Source organism: Mesorhizobium metallidurans STM 2683 (assembly GCF_000350085.1).
GTDB lineage: Bacteria > Pseudomonadota > Alphaproteobacteria > Rhizobiales > Rhizobiaceae > Mesorhizobium > Mesorhizobium metallidurans.
In genome coordinates this window covers 77,274-93,810 of the sequence record NZ_CAUM01000097.1, presented here as the reverse complement: position 1 = coordinate 93,810, position 16,537 = coordinate 77,274, and the positions used below count along the sequence as shown (strand labels likewise).

General features: G+C 62.8%; 14 protein-coding genes. 10 read left to right on the top strand and 4 right to left on the bottom strand.

The window, feature by feature from the left end; genetic code table 11:
• Positions 1 to 9: 9 nt before the first annotated feature.
• A complete protein-coding gene (locus tag MESS2_RS15915) occupies positions 10 to 882 on the top strand; it encodes an aldo/keto reductase family oxidoreductase (RefSeq protein ID WP_008875404.1) in 873 nt (290 codons plus the stop codon).
• Between the two features lie 165 nt (positions 883 to 1,047).
• Here MESS2_RS15915 and MESS2_RS15910 read toward each other — a convergent pair whose 3' ends face one another.
• A complete protein-coding gene (locus MESS2_RS15910; protein ID WP_008875403.1) occupies positions 1,048 to 2,106 on the bottom strand; it encodes a glycerophosphodiester phosphodiesterase family protein in 1,059 nt (352 codons plus the stop codon).
• Between the two features lie 356 nt (positions 2,107 to 2,462).
• On the opposite strand from MESS2_RS15910, the gene speB reads away from it, so the two are divergent.
• Genes speB through MESS2_RS15895 form a run of 3 tightly spaced genes read left to right on the top strand, consistent with a single transcriptional unit; the run spans position 2,463 to position 5,298 of the window.
• A complete protein-coding gene (gene speB, locus MESS2_RS15905; RefSeq protein ID WP_008875402.1) occupies positions 2,463 to 3,464 on the top strand; it encodes an agmatinase in 1,002 nt (333 codons plus the stop codon).
• Positions 3,465 to 3,494: 30 nt separating this feature from the next.
• Entirely contained in the window at positions 3,495 to 4,427 is a 933-nt protein-coding gene (gene argC / locus MESS2_RS15900; RefSeq protein WP_008875401.1) for an N-acetyl-gamma-glutamyl-phosphate reductase, read from the top strand.
• A gap of 25 nt (positions 4,428 to 4,452) precedes the next feature.
• Positions 4,453 to 5,298, top strand: coding sequence for an aminoglycoside phosphotransferase family protein (locus MESS2_RS15895; protein ID WP_008875400.1), 846 nt, complete (start codon positions 4,453 to 4,455; stop codon positions 5,296 to 5,298).
• Here MESS2_RS15895 and MESS2_RS15890 read toward each other — a convergent pair.
• A complete protein-coding gene (locus MESS2_RS15890) occupies positions 5,288 to 6,379 on the bottom strand; it encodes a COX15/CtaA family protein (protein WP_008875399.1) in 1,092 nt (363 codons plus the stop codon). The genes MESS2_RS15895 and MESS2_RS15890 overlap by 11 nt on opposite strands.
• Before the next feature lie 153 nt (positions 6,380 to 6,532).
• Between MESS2_RS15890 and MESS2_RS15885 the strand changes: the two genes are divergently transcribed.
• Complete coding sequence (locus tag MESS2_RS15885) at positions 6,533 to 6,748, top strand: DUF2842 domain-containing protein (protein WP_008875398.1); 216 nt, start codon at positions 6,533 to 6,535, stop codon at positions 6,746 to 6,748.
• Between the two features lie 4 nt (positions 6,749 to 6,752).
• Here MESS2_RS15885 and MESS2_RS15880 read toward each other — a convergent pair whose 3' ends face one another.
• A complete protein-coding gene (locus MESS2_RS15880; protein ID WP_008875397.1) occupies positions 6,753 to 7,811 on the bottom strand; it encodes a polysaccharide deacetylase family protein in 1,059 nt (352 codons plus the stop codon).
• A gap of 90 nt (positions 7,812 to 7,901) precedes the next feature.
• Between MESS2_RS15880 and MESS2_RS15875 the strand changes: the two genes are divergently transcribed.
• Complete coding sequence (locus MESS2_RS15875) at positions 7,902 to 9,131, top strand: GNAT family N-acetyltransferase (RefSeq protein ID WP_008875396.1); 1,230 nt, start codon at positions 7,902 to 7,904, stop codon at positions 9,129 to 9,131.
• A 69-nt stretch (positions 9,132 to 9,200) separates the two neighbouring features.
• Here MESS2_RS15875 and MESS2_RS15870 read toward each other — a convergent pair whose 3' ends face one another.
• Positions 9,201 to 11,441: a GumC family protein gene (locus MESS2_RS15870; RefSeq protein ID WP_008875395.1), complete on the bottom strand. Its 2,241-nt coding sequence runs from the start codon at positions 11,439 to 11,441 to the stop codon at positions 9,201 to 9,203.
• A gap of 359 nt (positions 11,442 to 11,800) precedes the next feature.
• Here MESS2_RS15870 and MESS2_RS15865 point away from each other — a divergent pair, with 359 nt between their 5' ends.
• The 4 genes from MESS2_RS15865 (at position 11,801) to MESS2_RS15850 (ending at position 16,474) form a co-directional block, all read left to right on the top strand.
• Complete coding sequence (locus MESS2_RS15865) at positions 11,801 to 12,364, top strand: polysaccharide biosynthesis/export family protein (RefSeq protein ID WP_008875394.1); 564 nt, start codon at positions 11,801 to 11,803, stop codon at positions 12,362 to 12,364.
• A 9-nt stretch (positions 12,365 to 12,373) separates the two neighbouring features.
• Complete coding sequence (locus MESS2_RS15860; RefSeq protein ID WP_040593221.1) at positions 12,374 to 13,516, top strand: glycosyltransferase; 1,143 nt, start codon at positions 12,374 to 12,376, stop codon at positions 13,514 to 13,516.
• 136 nt (positions 13,517 to 13,652) lie between these two features.
• Entirely contained in the window at positions 13,653 to 15,188 is a 1,536-nt protein-coding gene (locus MESS2_RS15855) for an undecaprenyl-phosphate glucose phosphotransferase (RefSeq protein ID WP_008875392.1), read from the top strand.
• The gene (locus MESS2_RS15850) at positions 15,185 to 16,474 is read left to right on the top strand and encodes an O-antigen ligase family protein (RefSeq protein WP_008875391.1); all 1,290 of its coding nucleotides are present in this window, start codon (positions 15,185 to 15,187) and stop codon (positions 16,472 to 16,474) included. Before MESS2_RS15855 ends, MESS2_RS15850 begins: the two co-directional genes overlap by 4 nt.
• Positions 16,475 to 16,537: the final 63 nt, after the last annotated feature.

Here is a 16,537-nt window from a genome sequence, read left to right as displayed (position 1 = left end):
AGACAGACCATGTCCAGCATTGACAAGTCAGGCACGTTCACTCTCGGCGACCGCTCCGTAAAACGGCTCGGCTATGGCGCCATGCAACTCGCCGGGCCGGGCGTTTTCGGCCCGCCGAGGGATCACGACGCGGCCCTGGCCGTGCTGCGCGAGGCGGTCGTGCGTGGCGTGAACCATATCGACACCAGCGACTTCTACGGCCCGCACGTCACCAACCAGATCATCCGCGAAGCGCTCGCGCCCTATCCCGACGACCTCACCATCGTCACCAAGATCGGCGCCCGCCGCGGCGCCGACGGCGCGTGGCTCCCGGCCTTCTCCCCCGAAGACCTGACCCAGGCCGTGCATGACAATCTTCGCAATCTCGGGCTCGACGTGCTGGATGTGGTCAACCTCAGGATCATATTCGACGTGCATGAACCCACCGAAGGGTCAATCGAAGAACAGGTCGCGGTGCTGGCTGGGCTGCAGCAAAAAGGCCTGGTGCATCACATCGGGCTGAGCAATGCCACCGCCGCGCAGATAAAAGAGGCACGGCGGATGGTCGAGATCGTCTGCGTGCAGAACCAATACAATCTGGCGCACCGAGCCGACGATGCGCTGATCGACGAGCTTGCCCGTGACGGCATCGCCTATGTGCCGTTTTTTCCGCTTGGCGGCTTCAACCCGTTGCAGTCGTCGACGTTGTCCGCCGTCGCGGCGCGCCTCGGCGCCACACCCATGCAGGTCGCGCTCGCCTGGCTGCTCCGCCGTGCGCCCAACATCCTGCTGATCCCCGGGACCTCGTCTGTCGCGCATCTCAGGGAGAACCTTGCCGCGGCCGAGCTCGAACTGTCGGAGGATGTCGTCAAGGAACTGGACGGCGTGGCGATGGCTGCCTGACTGAGCGATGGGCGGCATTTGGGGGCTTGGCTGTCACCCCACCCGCGCCTTCGGCCCTACCTCCCCATCAAGGGGAGGTAGGGCGCCGCGCCTTACATTCGGACTACCCCCGATGCCCGCCGGCCATTGCAGACCACTCGGCGGGCGGGGGTGAAGCAGCCACGTCTAGTTGATGCTCGCGGTGTTCGCCGGCTCGGCCGGTCGCGCCTCGTCGGTATAGGGTATGCGGTAGCCATTGGCGGCCAGCCAGTCGATCGCCGCCTTCGGCTCGTCGGTCTGGATGATGGTGGCGCCTCGCTCGGCCCAGAAACCATAGGTCTCGGCAGGCAGGCTGGCCAGCACCGCCAGTTCGTCGCCGCGGCCGCCGGCGAGGAAACCGCCCGGCTTGTTGACGATGGCATAGGTGTTGGCCCAGATGTGCCAGTCGCCCCTCACCGACACGGCCCGCATGCGGGTGCTGAACAATGGCCCGCCGGTCTCGGTCAGCGTCTCAGCTCCCGCCCGCCAGTTGATCAATTCGATTGCGCCAGGTGAAAAGGCCCTGCCGACTTGCTCGGCGAAGGCGGCATCACGCACTGCATCGTCGGCGATGATCGGCATGAACTGGAAGCCGCCGCCGATCGCATCGATCGTCGCCTTGACCGTGTCGATCCGCTCGCGGTTCCACAGGTTCTCCTTGACGATCACCTGCTCGGTCATGCCGAACTCGCGGGCGATCGCGATCATAGCCGGCAAGGCCTGGACATCGAGCTTGTTGTCGAGGTTGACGAGTATCCGGTCCTTGGTCGCCAACAGCATCTCGCGCAGCGTCGAGACCGTTTCGCCTGACACAATACCGGTGCCTTCGACAACCAGCCGGCATTTCCTGAGTTCCGCCAGTGTGTAGTTGACCACCTCGCCCTTGCAGGTCGTCGTGCGGTCGAGCCAGCTGTCATGCATGACGACGAATTCGCCGTCCTTCGAGCGCCTGATGTCGACCTCGACGATCTCGGCGCCCATGGTGATCGAGCCCGCCACGGCCGCGAGCGAGTTTTCCGGGTAAAGCGTCTTGCCGGCCTGCATGCTGCCGGCGCGATGGGCGGCCACCATCACATGGTCGCGCCACTGGTTGGCATGATCGAAGCGATCGAGTATCTGCCTGGCGCGGGTTTCGCCAGCCGAGGCGTGGCCAAGGGAGGCAGCCAGCGCGACGGGAAACAGAAGGCCTTGCCAAATAGCCCGCATCGAGAATCGCTCCGTTCAAGATCGCAATCCGGTTAGGCGATGCGCGTGACAGGCAGGTGAACGAAGCCGGCTATGAGCTTTGCGCGGCTGCGCAAAAATAGAGAGTGCACTCGCGTCGGCATGGCGAGTCCGCACCGCGCGGCGCCTGTCGCGCCGCTGCAATGGAATCATGCTGAAACCATGTCAGCGGCCTTCCGAGCGAGACGTTGACAGGAGGAGAAGCGGCCTGCGTCATAACGATAAAACCCTCTCTTGCCAGGGCAGTTGCGGAGCGCCGTTTCGTCTCGCCAAGCTGTGACTGGCGTGTTGCGTGCCGGTTCTATAGTTGTGGCAGCCCGACAAACCGAGGATCCGTAATGGCGAACCAAAATACCGACCACGCCTTCACTGCCCGCTCGAAGACGGGCGCATCCTTCGAGCCGACTTATGCCGGCGCGCTGTCGTTCATGCGGCGCAGATACACGAAGGACGTGAAGGGCGCGGACGCCGTGGTGTGGGGCATTCCCTTCGACGCCGCCGTCACCAACCGGCCGGGCGCGCGCTTCGGGCCGCAGGCGATCCGCCGCGCCTCGGCCATCCTCGACAATGATCCGCAATATCCGTTTTCGCGCGACCTGTTCGAACATCTCGCCGTGGTCGACTACGGCGATTGCCTGCTCGACAGCGGCAATCACCAGAAGACGCCGGGCACGATCGAGCGCGAGGCGGCAAAGATTCTGAAATCCGGCGCCTTCCTGCTGTCGCTGGGCGGCGACCATTTCGTCACCTGGCCGCTGCTCAAGGCGCATGCCGCCATCCATGGGCCACTGGCGCTCGTACAGTTCGACGCCCATCAGGACACCTGGCCGGACGACGGCAAGCGCATCGATCACGGCTCCTTCGTCGGCCGCGCGGTCAAGGAAGGCGTCATCGACCCCGACCGGTCGATCCAGATCGGCATCCGCACCCATGCCCCCGACACGTTCGGTATCAAGATCCTCTACGGTCATGAAGTGGAGGAGATGCGCGCATCCGACATCGCCTATGCCATTGTCGACCGCACCGGCGGCAAGAAGACCTACCTCACCTTCGACATCGACTGCCTCGATCCGGCCTTCGCGCCCGGCACCGGCACGCCGGTCGCCGGCGGTCCGTCTTCGGCCAAGATCCTGTCGGCGCTGCGCCAGCTCACCCAGGTCGACATCGTCGGCGCCGATGTCGTTGAGATTGCGCCGGCCTATGATCACGCCGATATAACGGCAATCGTCGGCTCGACGGTCGCCATGCAGTATCTCGGGCTGCTGGCGGAACGAAAGGCCCGGCTTGAAGAGATGAACAATGGCAATTCTGTTGCAGTGAATCATGGGCACGGCATATAGCTTTGAAATATCAGGGATTTTGATCAGGCAATGAAACCGAAAATCTTCATCGACGGCGAGCACGGCACAACCGGTCTCCAGATCAGGGCGCTGCTTGCCGAGCGCGGCGACCTGGAGATCATCTCAATCCCGACCGAGCGCCGCAAGGAAACGGCAGCCAGGGCTGAATTCCTCAATGGCGCCGATGTCGCGATCCTGTGCCTGCCGGACGATGCGGCGAAAGAGAGCGTTTCGCTGATCGCCAACGACACCACCAAGGTGATCGACGCCTCGACCGCGCATCGCGTCGCCGAAGGCTGGGAGTACGGGTTCGCCGAAATGGACAGGGACCAGGCGAAAAAGATCGCCGAGGCGAAGCGCGTCGCCAATCCGGGCTGCTGGCCACAAGGGCCGATCGCAACGCTGCGGCCACTGGTCGCCGCCGGGCTGTTGCCACCGGATTTTCCGGTCACGGTCAACGGCATTTCGGGCTATTCGGGCGGCGGCCGTCCGATGATCGAGGATTATGTCGCCAAGGGCGAGGACGCGTCTGAATTCCTGCCCTATGGGTTGACCCTGCAGCACAAGCATGTGCCGGAACTCAGGACTTACGCGAAGCTCTCGCACGACCCGATCATGCAGCCAGCGGTCGGCAATTTCGCGCAAGGCATGATCACGGTGGTGCCGTTGCAGCTCGGTGGGCTCGACCATGTGCCGACTGGCGCCGAACTGCACGCGGCAATCGCCGATCATTTCGCCGCCATTGATGGCGGCGTGGTCGAAGTGGCACCCTACGCGCATCTGGAGCGCGTGCCGGAGATCGATCCGGAAACCTATAACGGCACCAACCGGATGAAGGTCTATGTCTTCGCCAACGACAAACGCGCGCAGGCGCTGCTGTTGGCCGTCTATGACAATCTCGGCAAGGGCGCTTCGGGCGCCGCCGTGCAGAACATGGATTTGATGCTCGGCCTCAAGCATTGAGTTCGGGGCATTGAGTTCGGGGGCATTGAGTCCCACTCCGAACTTCCCGCGCCGCTGGAAGCTCGCCGGCGGCGCGGAGCTGATCGCCGAGACCTTTTCCAGCCGCATCTGGAAGGTTGTTCGCACCGACGGTTCGCCGGCGATCGTCAAGGCACTGAAACCTTTCGACGACGTCGCGGACGAATTGCGCGGCGAGCACTTTCTCGCCTGGCGGCGCGGCGAAGGCACGGTGTGGCTGCTCGGTCGCGATGGCCACAGCATGCTGCTCGAGTTTGCCGGCGAAACCCTTTTGTCGCGAGTGCTGGATGAGCAGGGCGACAACACCGCCACCGCGATTGCCGCCGAAGTGATGGCAAGGCTGTTCACGCCGTCAAGGCACCCTGCCCCACCAGACCTTCAGCCACTCAGGGAACGCTTCGCCAGCCTGTTCAAGAAGGCCAGGATCGATCGCGACGACGGTCGGAACAGCCTCTATGTCGAAGCCGCGGCGACGGCCGAACGGCTGCTGGCCAACCCGCATGATGTCAGGCCGCTGCATGGCGACCTGCACCACGACAACATCATGCACGGGCCGCGCGGCTGGCTGGCGATCGATCCGAAGGGCGTTATCGGCGATCCCGGCTTCGATGCGGCGAACATGTTCTACAATCCGCTCGACCGCGACGATCTCTGTCTCGATCCGCAGCGAATTGCCCACATGGCCGAAATCTTTGCCAGGATCCTCGGCCAGACGCCGCTTGACATTCTCGACCACGCCATCGCCTATGGCTGCCTGTCGGCCGCCTGGCACTATGAAGACCGCAATGCGGTCGACGAGAACCGGGAGCTGTCGATCGCCGAGGTGATCCGGGCAGTGCGGCTCAGCTTCTGATCGCTATCTCATGCGGCAGCGGATAGGCGCCTTTGGTGCCGCGCCAATGCGCCGCGGCAAAGCCGAGCAGGACAAGCGCGAAACCCTGATGCGTCAGCGCCATGAGCAGCGGCACATGCATCAACAGCGTGCCGATGCCGATCGCAGCCTGCACAAGCACGAGCAGGAAGAGAAGCGTGGCACGGCGGGCATGCGTTGTCTTGGGCAGGCGGCGATGCGTCGCGATCATGTGCCACAGCGCCACGACGAAAACCGTATAGGCGCCGAGCCGGTGGACGAATTGCACCGTCTTGGGGTTCTCGAAAAAGTTGCGCCATGCCGGTTCGAGGAGAAGCAGATCGCCGGGGATTATTTTCCCGTCCATCAGCGGCCAGGTGTTGTAGGAGAGGCCGGCATCGAGCCCGGCGACGAGCCCGCCGAGATAGATCTGCACCAGCGCCAAAAGCACGAGGAAACCGGCCAGACGCTGTGTCGAGCGGTCGGCCGCGGGTTCGGAGTGTGGGGCCAGTCCACGCGCGATGACCATGGTCGCCGTGAAGATCAGCGCCGCAAGCGTCAAATGGGTCGCCAGCCGGTATTGGCTGACGGAGACCCGGTCGACCAGCCCGGACGCCACCATCCACCAGCCGATCGCGCCCTGCAGGCCGCCGAGAAGCAGGATGCCGACGAGCTTCAGGCCGACGCCGCGCTCGATGCGGCGCGTCGCCCAGAAGAACAGAAGCGGCAGGGCGAACACGACACCCACACTGCGCGCGAGGATGCGGTGCACCCATTCCCACCAGAAGATCGATTTGAATGCTTCGAGGCTCATGGCCTTGTTGAGTTCGGCATATTGCGGGATCTGCTGGTAGCGCTGGAACTCCTCCTGCCATTCGGCGTCGTTGAGCGGCGGGATGACGCCATGGATCGGCTGCCACTCGGTGATCGACAGACCGGAATCGGTGAGCCTGGTGGCGCCGCCGACCAGCACCAGCACAAACAGCATCAGAAGCACGACATAGAGCCAGCCGCGCAGCAGTGCCCGGTTGTGCAGGTCGCGATCGCGGTCCACGTAAGGCGCGGCAGCTGATATGGCAGCCATGGGCTCGTCCCGGCAGGTTGAAGTGGCGGATTGGTGAACCATCGCAACCCGGCTGGCAAGACCGGACAGCGCGGCACGCCGTCGCGCCGCTTGTCCCGGGTTGCACGTCCCTGTCTCAAGGCTTATTCGAGGCGCTTGAAAAGAGGCTGAGCCATGCCCATTCGCCTGAAAAAGCTGATCGGAACCTTCCTCCTAGTGGCGCTGGTCATCGTCTACGCCTTGGTCGCGTCGATCTTTGCGGTGGCCCAATTGTCGGAATCGGGACCGCTTGTCCATTTCCTGTTTTTCCTGTTCAGCGGACTGCTCTGGGTACTCCCGGCAATGGGCATCATCAAATGGCTGATCCTGGAGCCGCCGCCGAAGGGCTGAAGCGTTAGATGGTAACCACCATCTTGCCGGCATTGGCGAGCGGCGTCGTCACGCCCGACAGCATGGTGCGGATATGGGCGACGCTCTGGTAGCGGCCATTGACCGAAATGCGCGGCAAGGCGTGCAGGAAGCCTGAATGTTCGGCGCGCAGCACGCCGTGGCGTGTCGTCACCGCCGAGACATAGCCGGCGTCGCGGGCAAAGCCGACTTCACGGTCGCCGACGGCGCTGGCATAGCCATAGGGATAGGCGAGATGGTGTGGCTCGTCGCCGAGTTCCGCCTGCAATATGCACCTGACGTCGTCGACCTCGTGCCGCGCATCGGCTTCGGAAAGCCGCTTCAGATTGCGATGATGGATCGTGTGCGCGCCGATCGTCACCAGCGGATGCGCGACGATAGCGCGGATCTCGTCCCAGTTCATCAGCGTGCTTGAGCGCAATCCTTCCAACTCGATGCCGTTCGACCGGGCCAGTTCGCGCAGTACCGTGCGCTGATCCTCCTCGCGGACCTCCAGCGTCAGATGGGCGTGCAGACGCGCATTGGCCTGGAGTTTCTTGCCCGGCGTCGAGCAGTCGATCGTCACGGGGCCGTCCGGCGTCGTCAGCGTCAAGCGATCGCGCGCGTTGATGATGTCCTCGATCACTTCCCACCACAGATCGGCGGCACCATCGATCAAGCCCGGCGCGACATAGATGGTGATCGGCGCGCCGTGTTTTTCCAGCACGGGCAGCGCCTCGGTCATGTTGTCGCGATAGGCGTCGTCGGCGGTGATCGCGGCGAATTGACCGCCCTTGCCGCCGGCATTGATGCGTTCGATCGCCTCGTCCATGGCGACGAAGATGTAGCCATTCGCCTTCATATCGGCGATGACGGCGTCTAGAAACCCGGGCGCTATGTTGAGATGCCGGTTGACGCCATTCGGCTTTTCCGGCGTGGCGGTAACCCGGTGCAGCATCAATATGGCGCCGATGCCGCCGACGAAAGGCTTCGCCAGCGGGGCAAGGCCACTGTAGCGCGCGACGTTGAGCGCCAGTTTCCGAATTGCCTCGCCCCCGTCGATCATTCATTCACCTTTTGCGCCTAGGCTCATCCAAGCACGGAATGCGCCTGCGCGTACCCCAAAACGTGATGAATACGCCCCAAGGATTGAGGTATGGTTGACGCCACTGCGTCATTTGACGGCAATCGGCTCGCGGCCAGCGAGGCGTCGCCGCGTGCACTGCCAATTGATAAAATCAGCCTGTCCGTTTCGGCCACCGACGGCGCAGCACTTGCGGCTTATGCCAAACTCTGCCGTTCGGCCGTGTTTGCGCCGGCGCAGAGCGCGGCCTGGATCCTGAATTGGGCCGCCGAGACCGGGGCGGACGTTCTCGTGGCGACGCTGAACAATGGAGACCAACCGGTTTTTGCGCTGGCGCTGGAAGTCATCCGCCGCGGACCGTTCCGCGTCGCCCGTTTCGTGGGCGGCCGCCATGCCAACGGCAATTTTGCCGCCGCCGACCCGCGTTGGCTGGCCAATGCGGATGGCGAGGCCGTCCGATCGGTGCTGACGGCGATTGCCAAGGCGCGGCCGGACATCGACCTCGTTGCGTTGGAACGCCTGTTGCCAGACCTGGACGGCATTGCCAATCCGCTTGCATCCTTCCCGCATTTTCCGAGCCCAAATCTGTCTCTGGCCGCCGATCTGGCGGGGGGTTTCGATGCATTGCTGTCGCGCGCGAGCGGCAAGCGCAGGCGCAAGAAGCACCGCGCGCAGATGCGGAAGTTCGAGGCCGTCGGCATCCCCCGCCGCATCGAGGCCAGAACACCGGAGGAGGTGAACAGGCTGCTCGACGCCTTCTTCGAGATGAAGGAATTCCGCTTCCGCAAGATGGGTGTCGCCAATGTCTTCGGCGAACCCGAGATTCGCGCTTTCTTCCGCGCGTTGTTCATCGAAACGCTTGCCGAGGAAAAACCGTCCTTCGTGTTGCATGGGCTCGAAGTCGCCGACAAGCTTCGTGCCGTCACCGGGTCGAGCCGCTCGGGCAAACGCCTGATCTGCGAGTTCGGGGCGATCGCCGAGGACGACCTTGCCCATACCAGCCCCGGCGACTTCCTGTTCTTCGATAATATCGAGGAAGCTTGCGAGAAGGGTTTCGAAATCTACGATTTCTCGGTCGGCGACGAACCGTACAAGCGGCTGTGGTGCGATATCGAGACGCAGCATTTCGAGGTGCTGTTCCCCTTGACGCTGAAGGGCCGCGCGCTGGCGCTTGAGCTGCGGCAAGGTGCGCGGCTGAAGAGCTTCATCAAGAACAGCCCGACGGTGTGGAAGCTGACCAAGAGGTTGCGTCGCAAGACAGTCGGACAGGCCGCGCCTGTCACCAACGAAGACGACAACTGACGCCGCTGAAATCCGAGACTTTTCAGACTTCGCCCCACTCAGATCGCCCGTATAGGATTATCGAAGGTCTCAAGCGGCAGAGCGCCGTCCCGGCACCGGCGTTCCCGGCGTCACGTGGCCGACCGGCGTCACCAGCGTCAGGTCGGGATAGCCGCTCTCGATCAAGCTGACCGCGGCCTGCGTCACCTCGTCGTCCGGCTCCAGCATGGACAGGAAGACTTCGGTGCCCTCGCCCACCAGGCGGCTGATGCCTTGCGCGTCGGCAGGGCCGCATTCGACAACGACGAGATCGTAGGCGGTGGTCAGCGACTGCATGATGATCGGCAGACGGTCGGCGGCGCGCATGGCGCGGACCGGATCGGCGGTGCCGACGGGAATGACGTGGCAGTCCGAATAAAGATCGGGATGAATCACGTCGCTGAATTGCGCTTCTGAGGCGAGCAGATTGGTGATGCCCGGGAAAAGCCCGCTGTCCAGCATCGGCCGCGAGGCGGCGCCAGAAGCAGTGAGATCGAGCAGGAGCACACGCAGGCCGGCATCGGAGACTTCGCGCGCCACCAGCACCGCCGAGGCGGCAGCTTCGTCGCCTTCCGGCGAGACGAATATGGCGCGCGCAGCACCGGTTGAAATCAATTTCTCCGCAGCCTTGTCGATGTCGACTTCGCCGAGCGTGACGCGCGGCGGTTCTGCAGCCTCGTATTCGGCGGCAGCTTCCGCAGCCGAAACCTTATCCGGTTCGGCTTCGGCCTCAGCGTCATAGTCCCACGCCTCGTCTATTTCGTCAGCCCTGGGGATTTCGGCAGCCATGGGCTCCTGGCGCACAACCACGGGCTCCTGCCGGACAATTGCGGGCTCCTGCTGGGTAACAACCGGCATGGCGACCTGCTCGATCTGTTCGAAACGGGCACCGGCGGCCGGCCGCATGGCGCGGCCCGAAAACAACTCCTTGAGAAGCGTTACGATCGCCATGAGCAACAACGAGCCGCCGAAGGCCGCGCCGACGATCGGCAGGATCTTCGGGAAATAAGGCTCCGACGGCACTTGAGCCTCGGAAACCACGCGCGCATCGACAGGCAGGTAGTTGCGATCGCTGCGCGACGCCGCCGCCAGGTAGTTGGCCTGGTACGATTCGAGCTGCTGGCGTCGAGCGGTCGCGTCACGCTGCAAGGCATCCAGTTCGACCTGCTCTTCGCCGGCGCGTGCCGACGCGGCCTTCAACGTGTTGACGTCAGCGACGAGCTGGTTTTCGCGGGCCTGCGCGGTCTGTGCCTGCGTCATCAGCCCTTTCATGATCTTTTCCGCTTCGTTGCGGATTTGGCGATCGAGATCGGCAAGCTGCGACTTCAGCGCCCGGATGCGCGGATGATTGTCGAGCAAGGTGGTGGAGAGATCGGCGATATTGGCCTTGAGCTCGACCTGCCGCTCGCGCAGACGCTGTATCAATTCCGAAGACAAGACCTCGGGCACCGCATCCAGTGAACCGCCGCCCTGCAACGCGTTGCGCACGCTTCCCGCCGTCGCCTCCGCCGCGGCACGGTTGGCGCGCACCCGCGACAGTTCGCTCGACAGTTCGGAAAGCTGCTGCGTGGCCAGAACCGAATTGTTGCCACCCATCAGAAGGTCGGATTGCGCACGGTAGGTGGCAACCTTGGCCTCGGCATCCTTCACCTTCTGCTGCAGATCGGCGATTTCCGGCCCCAGAAAGGCGGTGGCGGCAGAGTTCGATTTGATTTTCGCGCTGCCCTGGCTGGCGATGTAGGCCTCGGCGATGGCATTCGGGATGGCCGCGGCAAGCTTGGGATCCTCCGAGGAAAACTCGATGGCGATGATGCGCGTTTTTTCAACGCTGTAGACATTGAGCTTCTCGCGCATCTTTTTCAGCACGCGCTCTTCCGCTGGAATCTCTTCCGGATCGCTCTTGAGACCGGCAATGACGAGAAATTTGCTCAGCGCCGACATGTTGGCCGCTTCGTCGAATTCAGGCAGCCGCGCCAGATTGAGCTTCAAGGCCACCTGGTTGAGGATGTCACTGGAGGAAACGATCTGGACCTCCGTGGCGACCCCTTCCTCGTCGAGAATCGGCTTGTCGTTATCGTTGGCACCATTTGGCCGGGTGTAAACGGATTCGCCGGTCTCGATCTTGATTTGCGTTTCGGCCTTGTAGTGCGGCGTAGCGAGCCAGGCGAGCGCGAAAGCCAGGCCGGTTACTACAAGCGCAACGACAAGAATGCGCAGCCAGTTCCTCGCAAGGCTTGCGAAGAGCTGCCTGAGATCGACGTCGACATCTGCGGCCGCGGATTGAACGGACATGCATCCCTACTCCGGGTACTTAAAGCGCGTCGCGTTGAGCAGATTCATGCGGCGCGCTTTAAGGTCTTGTTTTTATGCATGTCGTTGTCGCAAAACCGCTGCGCACTTTTACGCGACATGCATTAGTCAGCATGCACCGTAAACAACTATGGTAACTCAGCCGTTAAGATCACGGTAAGCATCCGTTAAGCTTTGCTCCTGGGCGGTAAACAAAGCCCTGAACCAGATCCCGCTTTGTCGATTTGCCGCCGTATCGGTCGCAGGCCTTTACCGCCCATTAACCCTAACAGGATGATAACGGACCTCGATCGTTAAGGTTTGCCCCATAGTCGCGGGCCATTGAAGGTACGTGTCCGGTCATGAAAAGCACTGCTTCCCTCTTCCGTGCGCTGCTTGCCGTGTCGATGCTGGCCGGTTGCTCCAGCTACCGGCCGACGCCAGCGGCTTTCCACAAAATGCTCGAACAGCCCTATCGGCTCGGCGCCGGCGACCGCGTCCGTGTCACGGTGTTCGAGCAGGACGGATTGACCAACACCTACAATGTCGACCAGTCAGGCTATGTATCATTGCCGCTCGTCGGCGCCGTACCGGCACGCGGCCACACCGCCCAGCAGCTCGAAGGCGCGATCGCCGACAAACTGCGCCAGGGCTATCTGCGCGATCCGGATGTTTCGGTCGAGATCGACCGTTACCGGCCGATCTTCGTCATGGGTGAAGTGGGTGCGGCGGGCCAATATTCCTATGTTCCAGGCCTGACGGTGCAGAAGGCGGTTGCCATCGCCGGCGGCTTCACTCCGCGTGCCAACCAGGAAAGCGTCGACATCACCCGCGACATCAACGGCAAGGTGATAACCGGACGCGTGGTAACCTCCGATCCGCTCCTGCCCGGCGATACAGTCTACGTTCGCGAACGCCTGTTCTAGACCAGGCACGTGGCGGACACACTCAGGATCGTCCACTGCTTTCGCTCACCCGTCGGAGGGATTTTCCGGCATGTGCGCGACCTGACCGAGGCGCAGGTCGCGGCCGGTCATTCCGTCGGCATCGTCTGCGATTCGACAACGGGCGGCGATTTCGAGGAAGGCCTGTTCGAAAACATGAAAGACAGTCTGGCGCTCGGCATCCACCGCACGCCGATGCAGAGGCATGTCGGACCGGGCGACCTCGCGTCGGCATGGCGCACCTTCAAGATTATCAAGGAATTGCGGCCGGACGTGCTGCACGGCCATGGCGCCAAGGGTGGCACCTATGCCCGTCTGTTCGGCTCATTGTTGCGGGTATCAAGGTCTCGCGTAGCCCGCCTTTATTCGCCGCATGGCGGCTCTCTCCACTATGACGAGACGACTACGACGGGAACGCTGTTCTTCGCGCTGGAACGGTTCATGGCGCGCTTTACCGACTGCCTTCTGTTTGTCTCCGACTATGAAAGGCGGACCTACCGCAAAAAGGTCGGCGAACCGCCCATTCCGAACAGGCTGATCCATAATGGCTTGCGCGCCGCTGAGTTCGAGCCGGTGCGGACCGAGCGGAATGCGGCCGATCTCCTCTATATCGGCATGATGCGCGACCTCAAGGGGCCGGACATCTTCATCGACGCCCTGGTTCTTGCCGGAAGACAGCTTGGCCGGCCGTTGACGGCAGTGATGGTCGGCGACGGCGACGACCTGCCGCGTTATCACGCGCAAGTGAAGCGGCTCGGCCTCGACGGCCATGTGCGCTTCCTGCCGCCGATGCCGGCCAGGTCCGCCTTCGCGCTGGCCGAACTGGTTGTCGTTCCCTCACGGGCGGAAGCCATGCCCTATATCGTGCTGGAGACGCTGGCGGCCGGCAAAGCGATGATCGCCACCGCCGTCGGCGGCATACCGGAAATCTTCGGCGCCGGCTCCCCTGCCCTGATCCGTCCCGATCCCCACGAACTTGGCGACAGGGTGAGCGAGGCGCTGGCCGACCCCAAGGCCTACCGTCGCCTGATGCCCAATATCGCCGACCTCAGGGCGCGCTTCGGCGTCGACGTTATGGCCGCCGAGATCGAGACGGCCTATTTCGCCGCGCTCGGGCGCCGGCATTCATCGTGACTAAGGCGCGTCGCGTTTGAACGGAACCGCGACAGGCATTAATTGATCCCGCAGACCGCTCCAAAGCCACCTGTTGTTTCAAGGGTTTCTTAGCTCTCTTTTGCTATTCACCTGAGGGGAAGCCAGCGGATACCCCATGAACGAGATCGATCCCGCACGCCGCTTTTCGATAGACGCGGTGCGCAAATTCGACGGCCCGGCCGATCGCGATGCGGCTGGCGGGATGAATGACGTCGCCCGTCAGGTCGCTTCGCAATACAGGCGCGATACGATGTCGCCGATCATGGTCAGCGGCGTCCTGCGCATGGTCGAGTTCGCCCTCCTGTTCTTGTCGGGCCTGTGCGTCTATTTCCACTATGTCGGCTTCTTCACCTATCTCGCCTGGCAGTATCCGCTGACGATCGCCGCCGCCTCGCTGCTGGCCGTGGTGCTGTTCGATGTCACGGATTGTTATCAGATCGTCTCGCTGATGCGGCCGATCGCCAATTTCGGCCGTCTGCTGCTGGTCTGGGCCGGCACCTTCGCCCTGATGGCGCTGACGGCATTCGTCATGAAGATGTCGGAAGACTATTCGCGCCTGTTTTTCGGCACCTGGTTCGTCGTCGGTTTCGTGCTGATCTTCGGTCTCAGGCTGGTGATGTCGAAGCTGATCCGGCGCTGGGCGCGCGACGGGCGCATGGAGCGCCGCGCCGTCATCGTCGGCGGCGGCAAGACGGCTGAGGTCCTGATCCGCTCGGTCGAAAGGCAGCCCTACAACGATATCCGCATTTGCGGAATCTTCGACGACCGCGGCGACAAGCGGTCGCCACCCATCGTCGCCGGCTACCCCAAGCTCGGCACCATTTCCGAACTGATCGAGTTCGCCCGCATCGCCCGCATCGACATGCTGATCGTGTCGCTGCCGCTTACCGCCGAATCGCGTGTGCTGCAATTGCTGAAGAAGTTGTGGGTGCTGCCGGTCGATATCCGGCTCTCCGCGCATTCGAACGCACTGCAGTTTCGCCCGCGCGCCTATTCCTACATCGGCTCCGTGCCGATGCTCGACATTTTCGACAAGCCGATCAACGACTGGGATTCGGTCGCCAAGCGCGCTTTCGACATCGTCTTCTCGATCGTCGGCATCATCGTGTTCTCTCCGGTCATGCTGGCGACCGCGATCGCCATCAAGCTCGACAGCAAGGGCCCAGTGCTGTTCCACCAGAAGCGGCACGGCTTCAACAACGAGATCATCGAAGTCTATAAGTTCCGTTCGATGTACACGGACAGAGCGGACCCGACGGCCAAGCAGACGGTGACCAAGAACGATCCGCGCGTGACCCGCGTCGGCCGCTTCATCCGCAAAACCTCTATCGATGAGTTGCCGCAGTTCTTCAATTCGCTTTTCGGCTCGCTGGCGCTGGTCGGCCCGCGCCCGCACGCCATTGCCGCCCAGTCGCACAACCTTCTCTACAATGAAGTCGTCGACGGCTATTTCGCCCGCCATAAGGTCAAGCCCGGCGTGACCGGCTGGGCGCAGATCAATGGCTGGCGCGGCGAGATGGACACCAATGAGAAGATCCGCATGCGGACGGAATACGACCTCTATTACATCGAGAACTGGTCAATGCTGTTCGACCTGAGGATCCTGTTCCTGACACCGGTGCGGCTGCTCAACACGGAAAACGCCTATTGAGCGCCGTCACCCATGAGTTGCCGCCGGCCGCGGTCAACGCCAAGCTGATCGCGCTGATCGCGTCGGGTGCGGTTTTCCTCGGTGTCTTCCTGTCCGGCTTCGTTATCGACGAGCCGGCGCCATACGACCTCTATATGGTCGGGCTGATGGTGGTGTGGGCCTTGTTCGGCCTGCGCATATCGCGCGCGGCGGCGCCGCTGCTGGTGCTGCTGGTGATCATGAACATCGGCGGCATGATCTCGATGACGCAGATGTCGGACCTCGCCAGCACGCCGCTCTATCTCGCCGTGTCGCTGTTCCTTGCCTTCACCGCCGTGTTCTTCGCCTCGGTGACCGCGGTCCAGCCCGGCCTCTACCGGCTGATCTTCCTCGCTTATGTCGTCTCCGCGGTGCTGACCGCCCTGCTCGGTATTGCAGGCTATTTCCATGCCTTCCCAGGCGCGGAGATCTTCACCAAATACGACCGCGCAGCCGGTGCCTTCCAGGACCCGAATGTGTTCGGGCCGTTCCTGGTGCTGCCCGGCATCTACCTGCTCTATCTCCTGCTGACCGGACCGGTCTCGCGCATGCCGCTGCTGGCGGCGCCGCTGCTGATCATCACGGCCGGCATCTTCTTCTCCTTCTCGCGCGGCGCCTGGGGCATGTTCGGCGTCTCAGTAATCCTGCTCACCGGCACCCTGTTCCTGCAGAGCGCCAGCGGCAAGTTCCGGCTGCGCATCGTCGTCATGATCATCGCGGCCATTGCGCTGCTGGTCATCGCGATGCTTGTCATCCTGCAGCTTCCAGGCGTTTCGGAAATGTTTTCCAGCCGCGCCCAATTGGAACAGAGCTACGACACGGCCCGCCTCGGCCGCTTCGCCCGCTACATGATCGGCTTCCAGATGGCGCTGGAGCATCCGCTCGGCATCGGCCCGCTCGTCTTCGGCACCATTTACGGCGAGGACACGCACGATATCTGGCTGAAGATGCTGATGGACTATGGCTGGCTCGGCTTCGTGTCGTTCCTGACACTGACCTTGTGGACCATATCAGTCGGCTTCCGCATCCTTTTGCGCGACAGGCCGTGGCAACCCTACCTTCTATGCGCCTATGTCGCTTTCATCGGCAATATCGGACTCGGCACCTTCATCGACATCGACCATTGGCGCCATGTCTATCTGCTGCTCGGACTGATCTGGGGTGCGATCGCGCTGGAATACGCCCATCAGCGGCAATTGCGGCCGGCGATGCCACCCGCGTTGGCGGCCAGGCATCCCTCGAACGGACGAAGACAGGCCCAGATTTAAGCGTACTTTGCCAAGCTCGTTTTCCAAATGAGGCTGCGGCATCGGAAGTTCCGTGCGAGGCTA

Coding starts and splice junctions, on each gene's coding strand:
- speB (WP_008875402.1), top strand. CDS start 2,463: ATGGCGAACCAAAATACCGACCACGCCTTCACTGCCCGCTCGAAGACG.
- MESS2_RS15915 (WP_008875404.1), top strand. CDS start 10: ATGTCCAGCATTGACAAGTCAGGCACGTTCACTCTCGGCGACCGCTCC.
- MESS2_RS15890 (WP_008875399.1), bottom strand. CDS start 6,379: ATGGCTGCCATATCAGCTGCCGCGCCTTACGTGGACCGCGATCGCGAC.
- MESS2_RS15885 (WP_008875398.1), top strand. CDS start 6,533: ATGCCCATTCGCCTGAAAAAGCTGATCGGAACCTTCCTCCTAGTGGCG.
- MESS2_RS15870 (WP_008875395.1), bottom strand. CDS start 11,441: ATGTCCGTTCAATCCGCGGCCGCAGATGTCGACGTCGATCTCAGGCAG.
- MESS2_RS15875 (WP_008875396.1), top strand. CDS start 7,902: ATGGTTGACGCCACTGCGTCATTTGACGGCAATCGGCTCGCGGCCAGC.
- MESS2_RS15910 (WP_008875403.1), bottom strand. CDS start 2,106: ATGCGGGCTATTTGGCAAGGCCTTCTGTTTCCCGTCGCGCTGGCTGCC.
- MESS2_RS15865 (WP_008875394.1), top strand. CDS start 11,801: ATGAAAAGCACTGCTTCCCTCTTCCGTGCGCTGCTTGCCGTGTCGATG.
- argC (WP_008875401.1), top strand. CDS start 3,495: ATGAAACCGAAAATCTTCATCGACGGCGAGCACGGCACAACCGGTCTC.
- MESS2_RS15855 (WP_008875392.1), top strand. CDS start 13,653: ATGAACGAGATCGATCCCGCACGCCGCTTTTCGATAGACGCGGTGCGC.
- MESS2_RS15880 (WP_008875397.1), bottom strand. CDS start 7,811: ATGATCGACGGGGGCGAGGCAATTCGGAAACTGGCGCTCAACGTCGCG.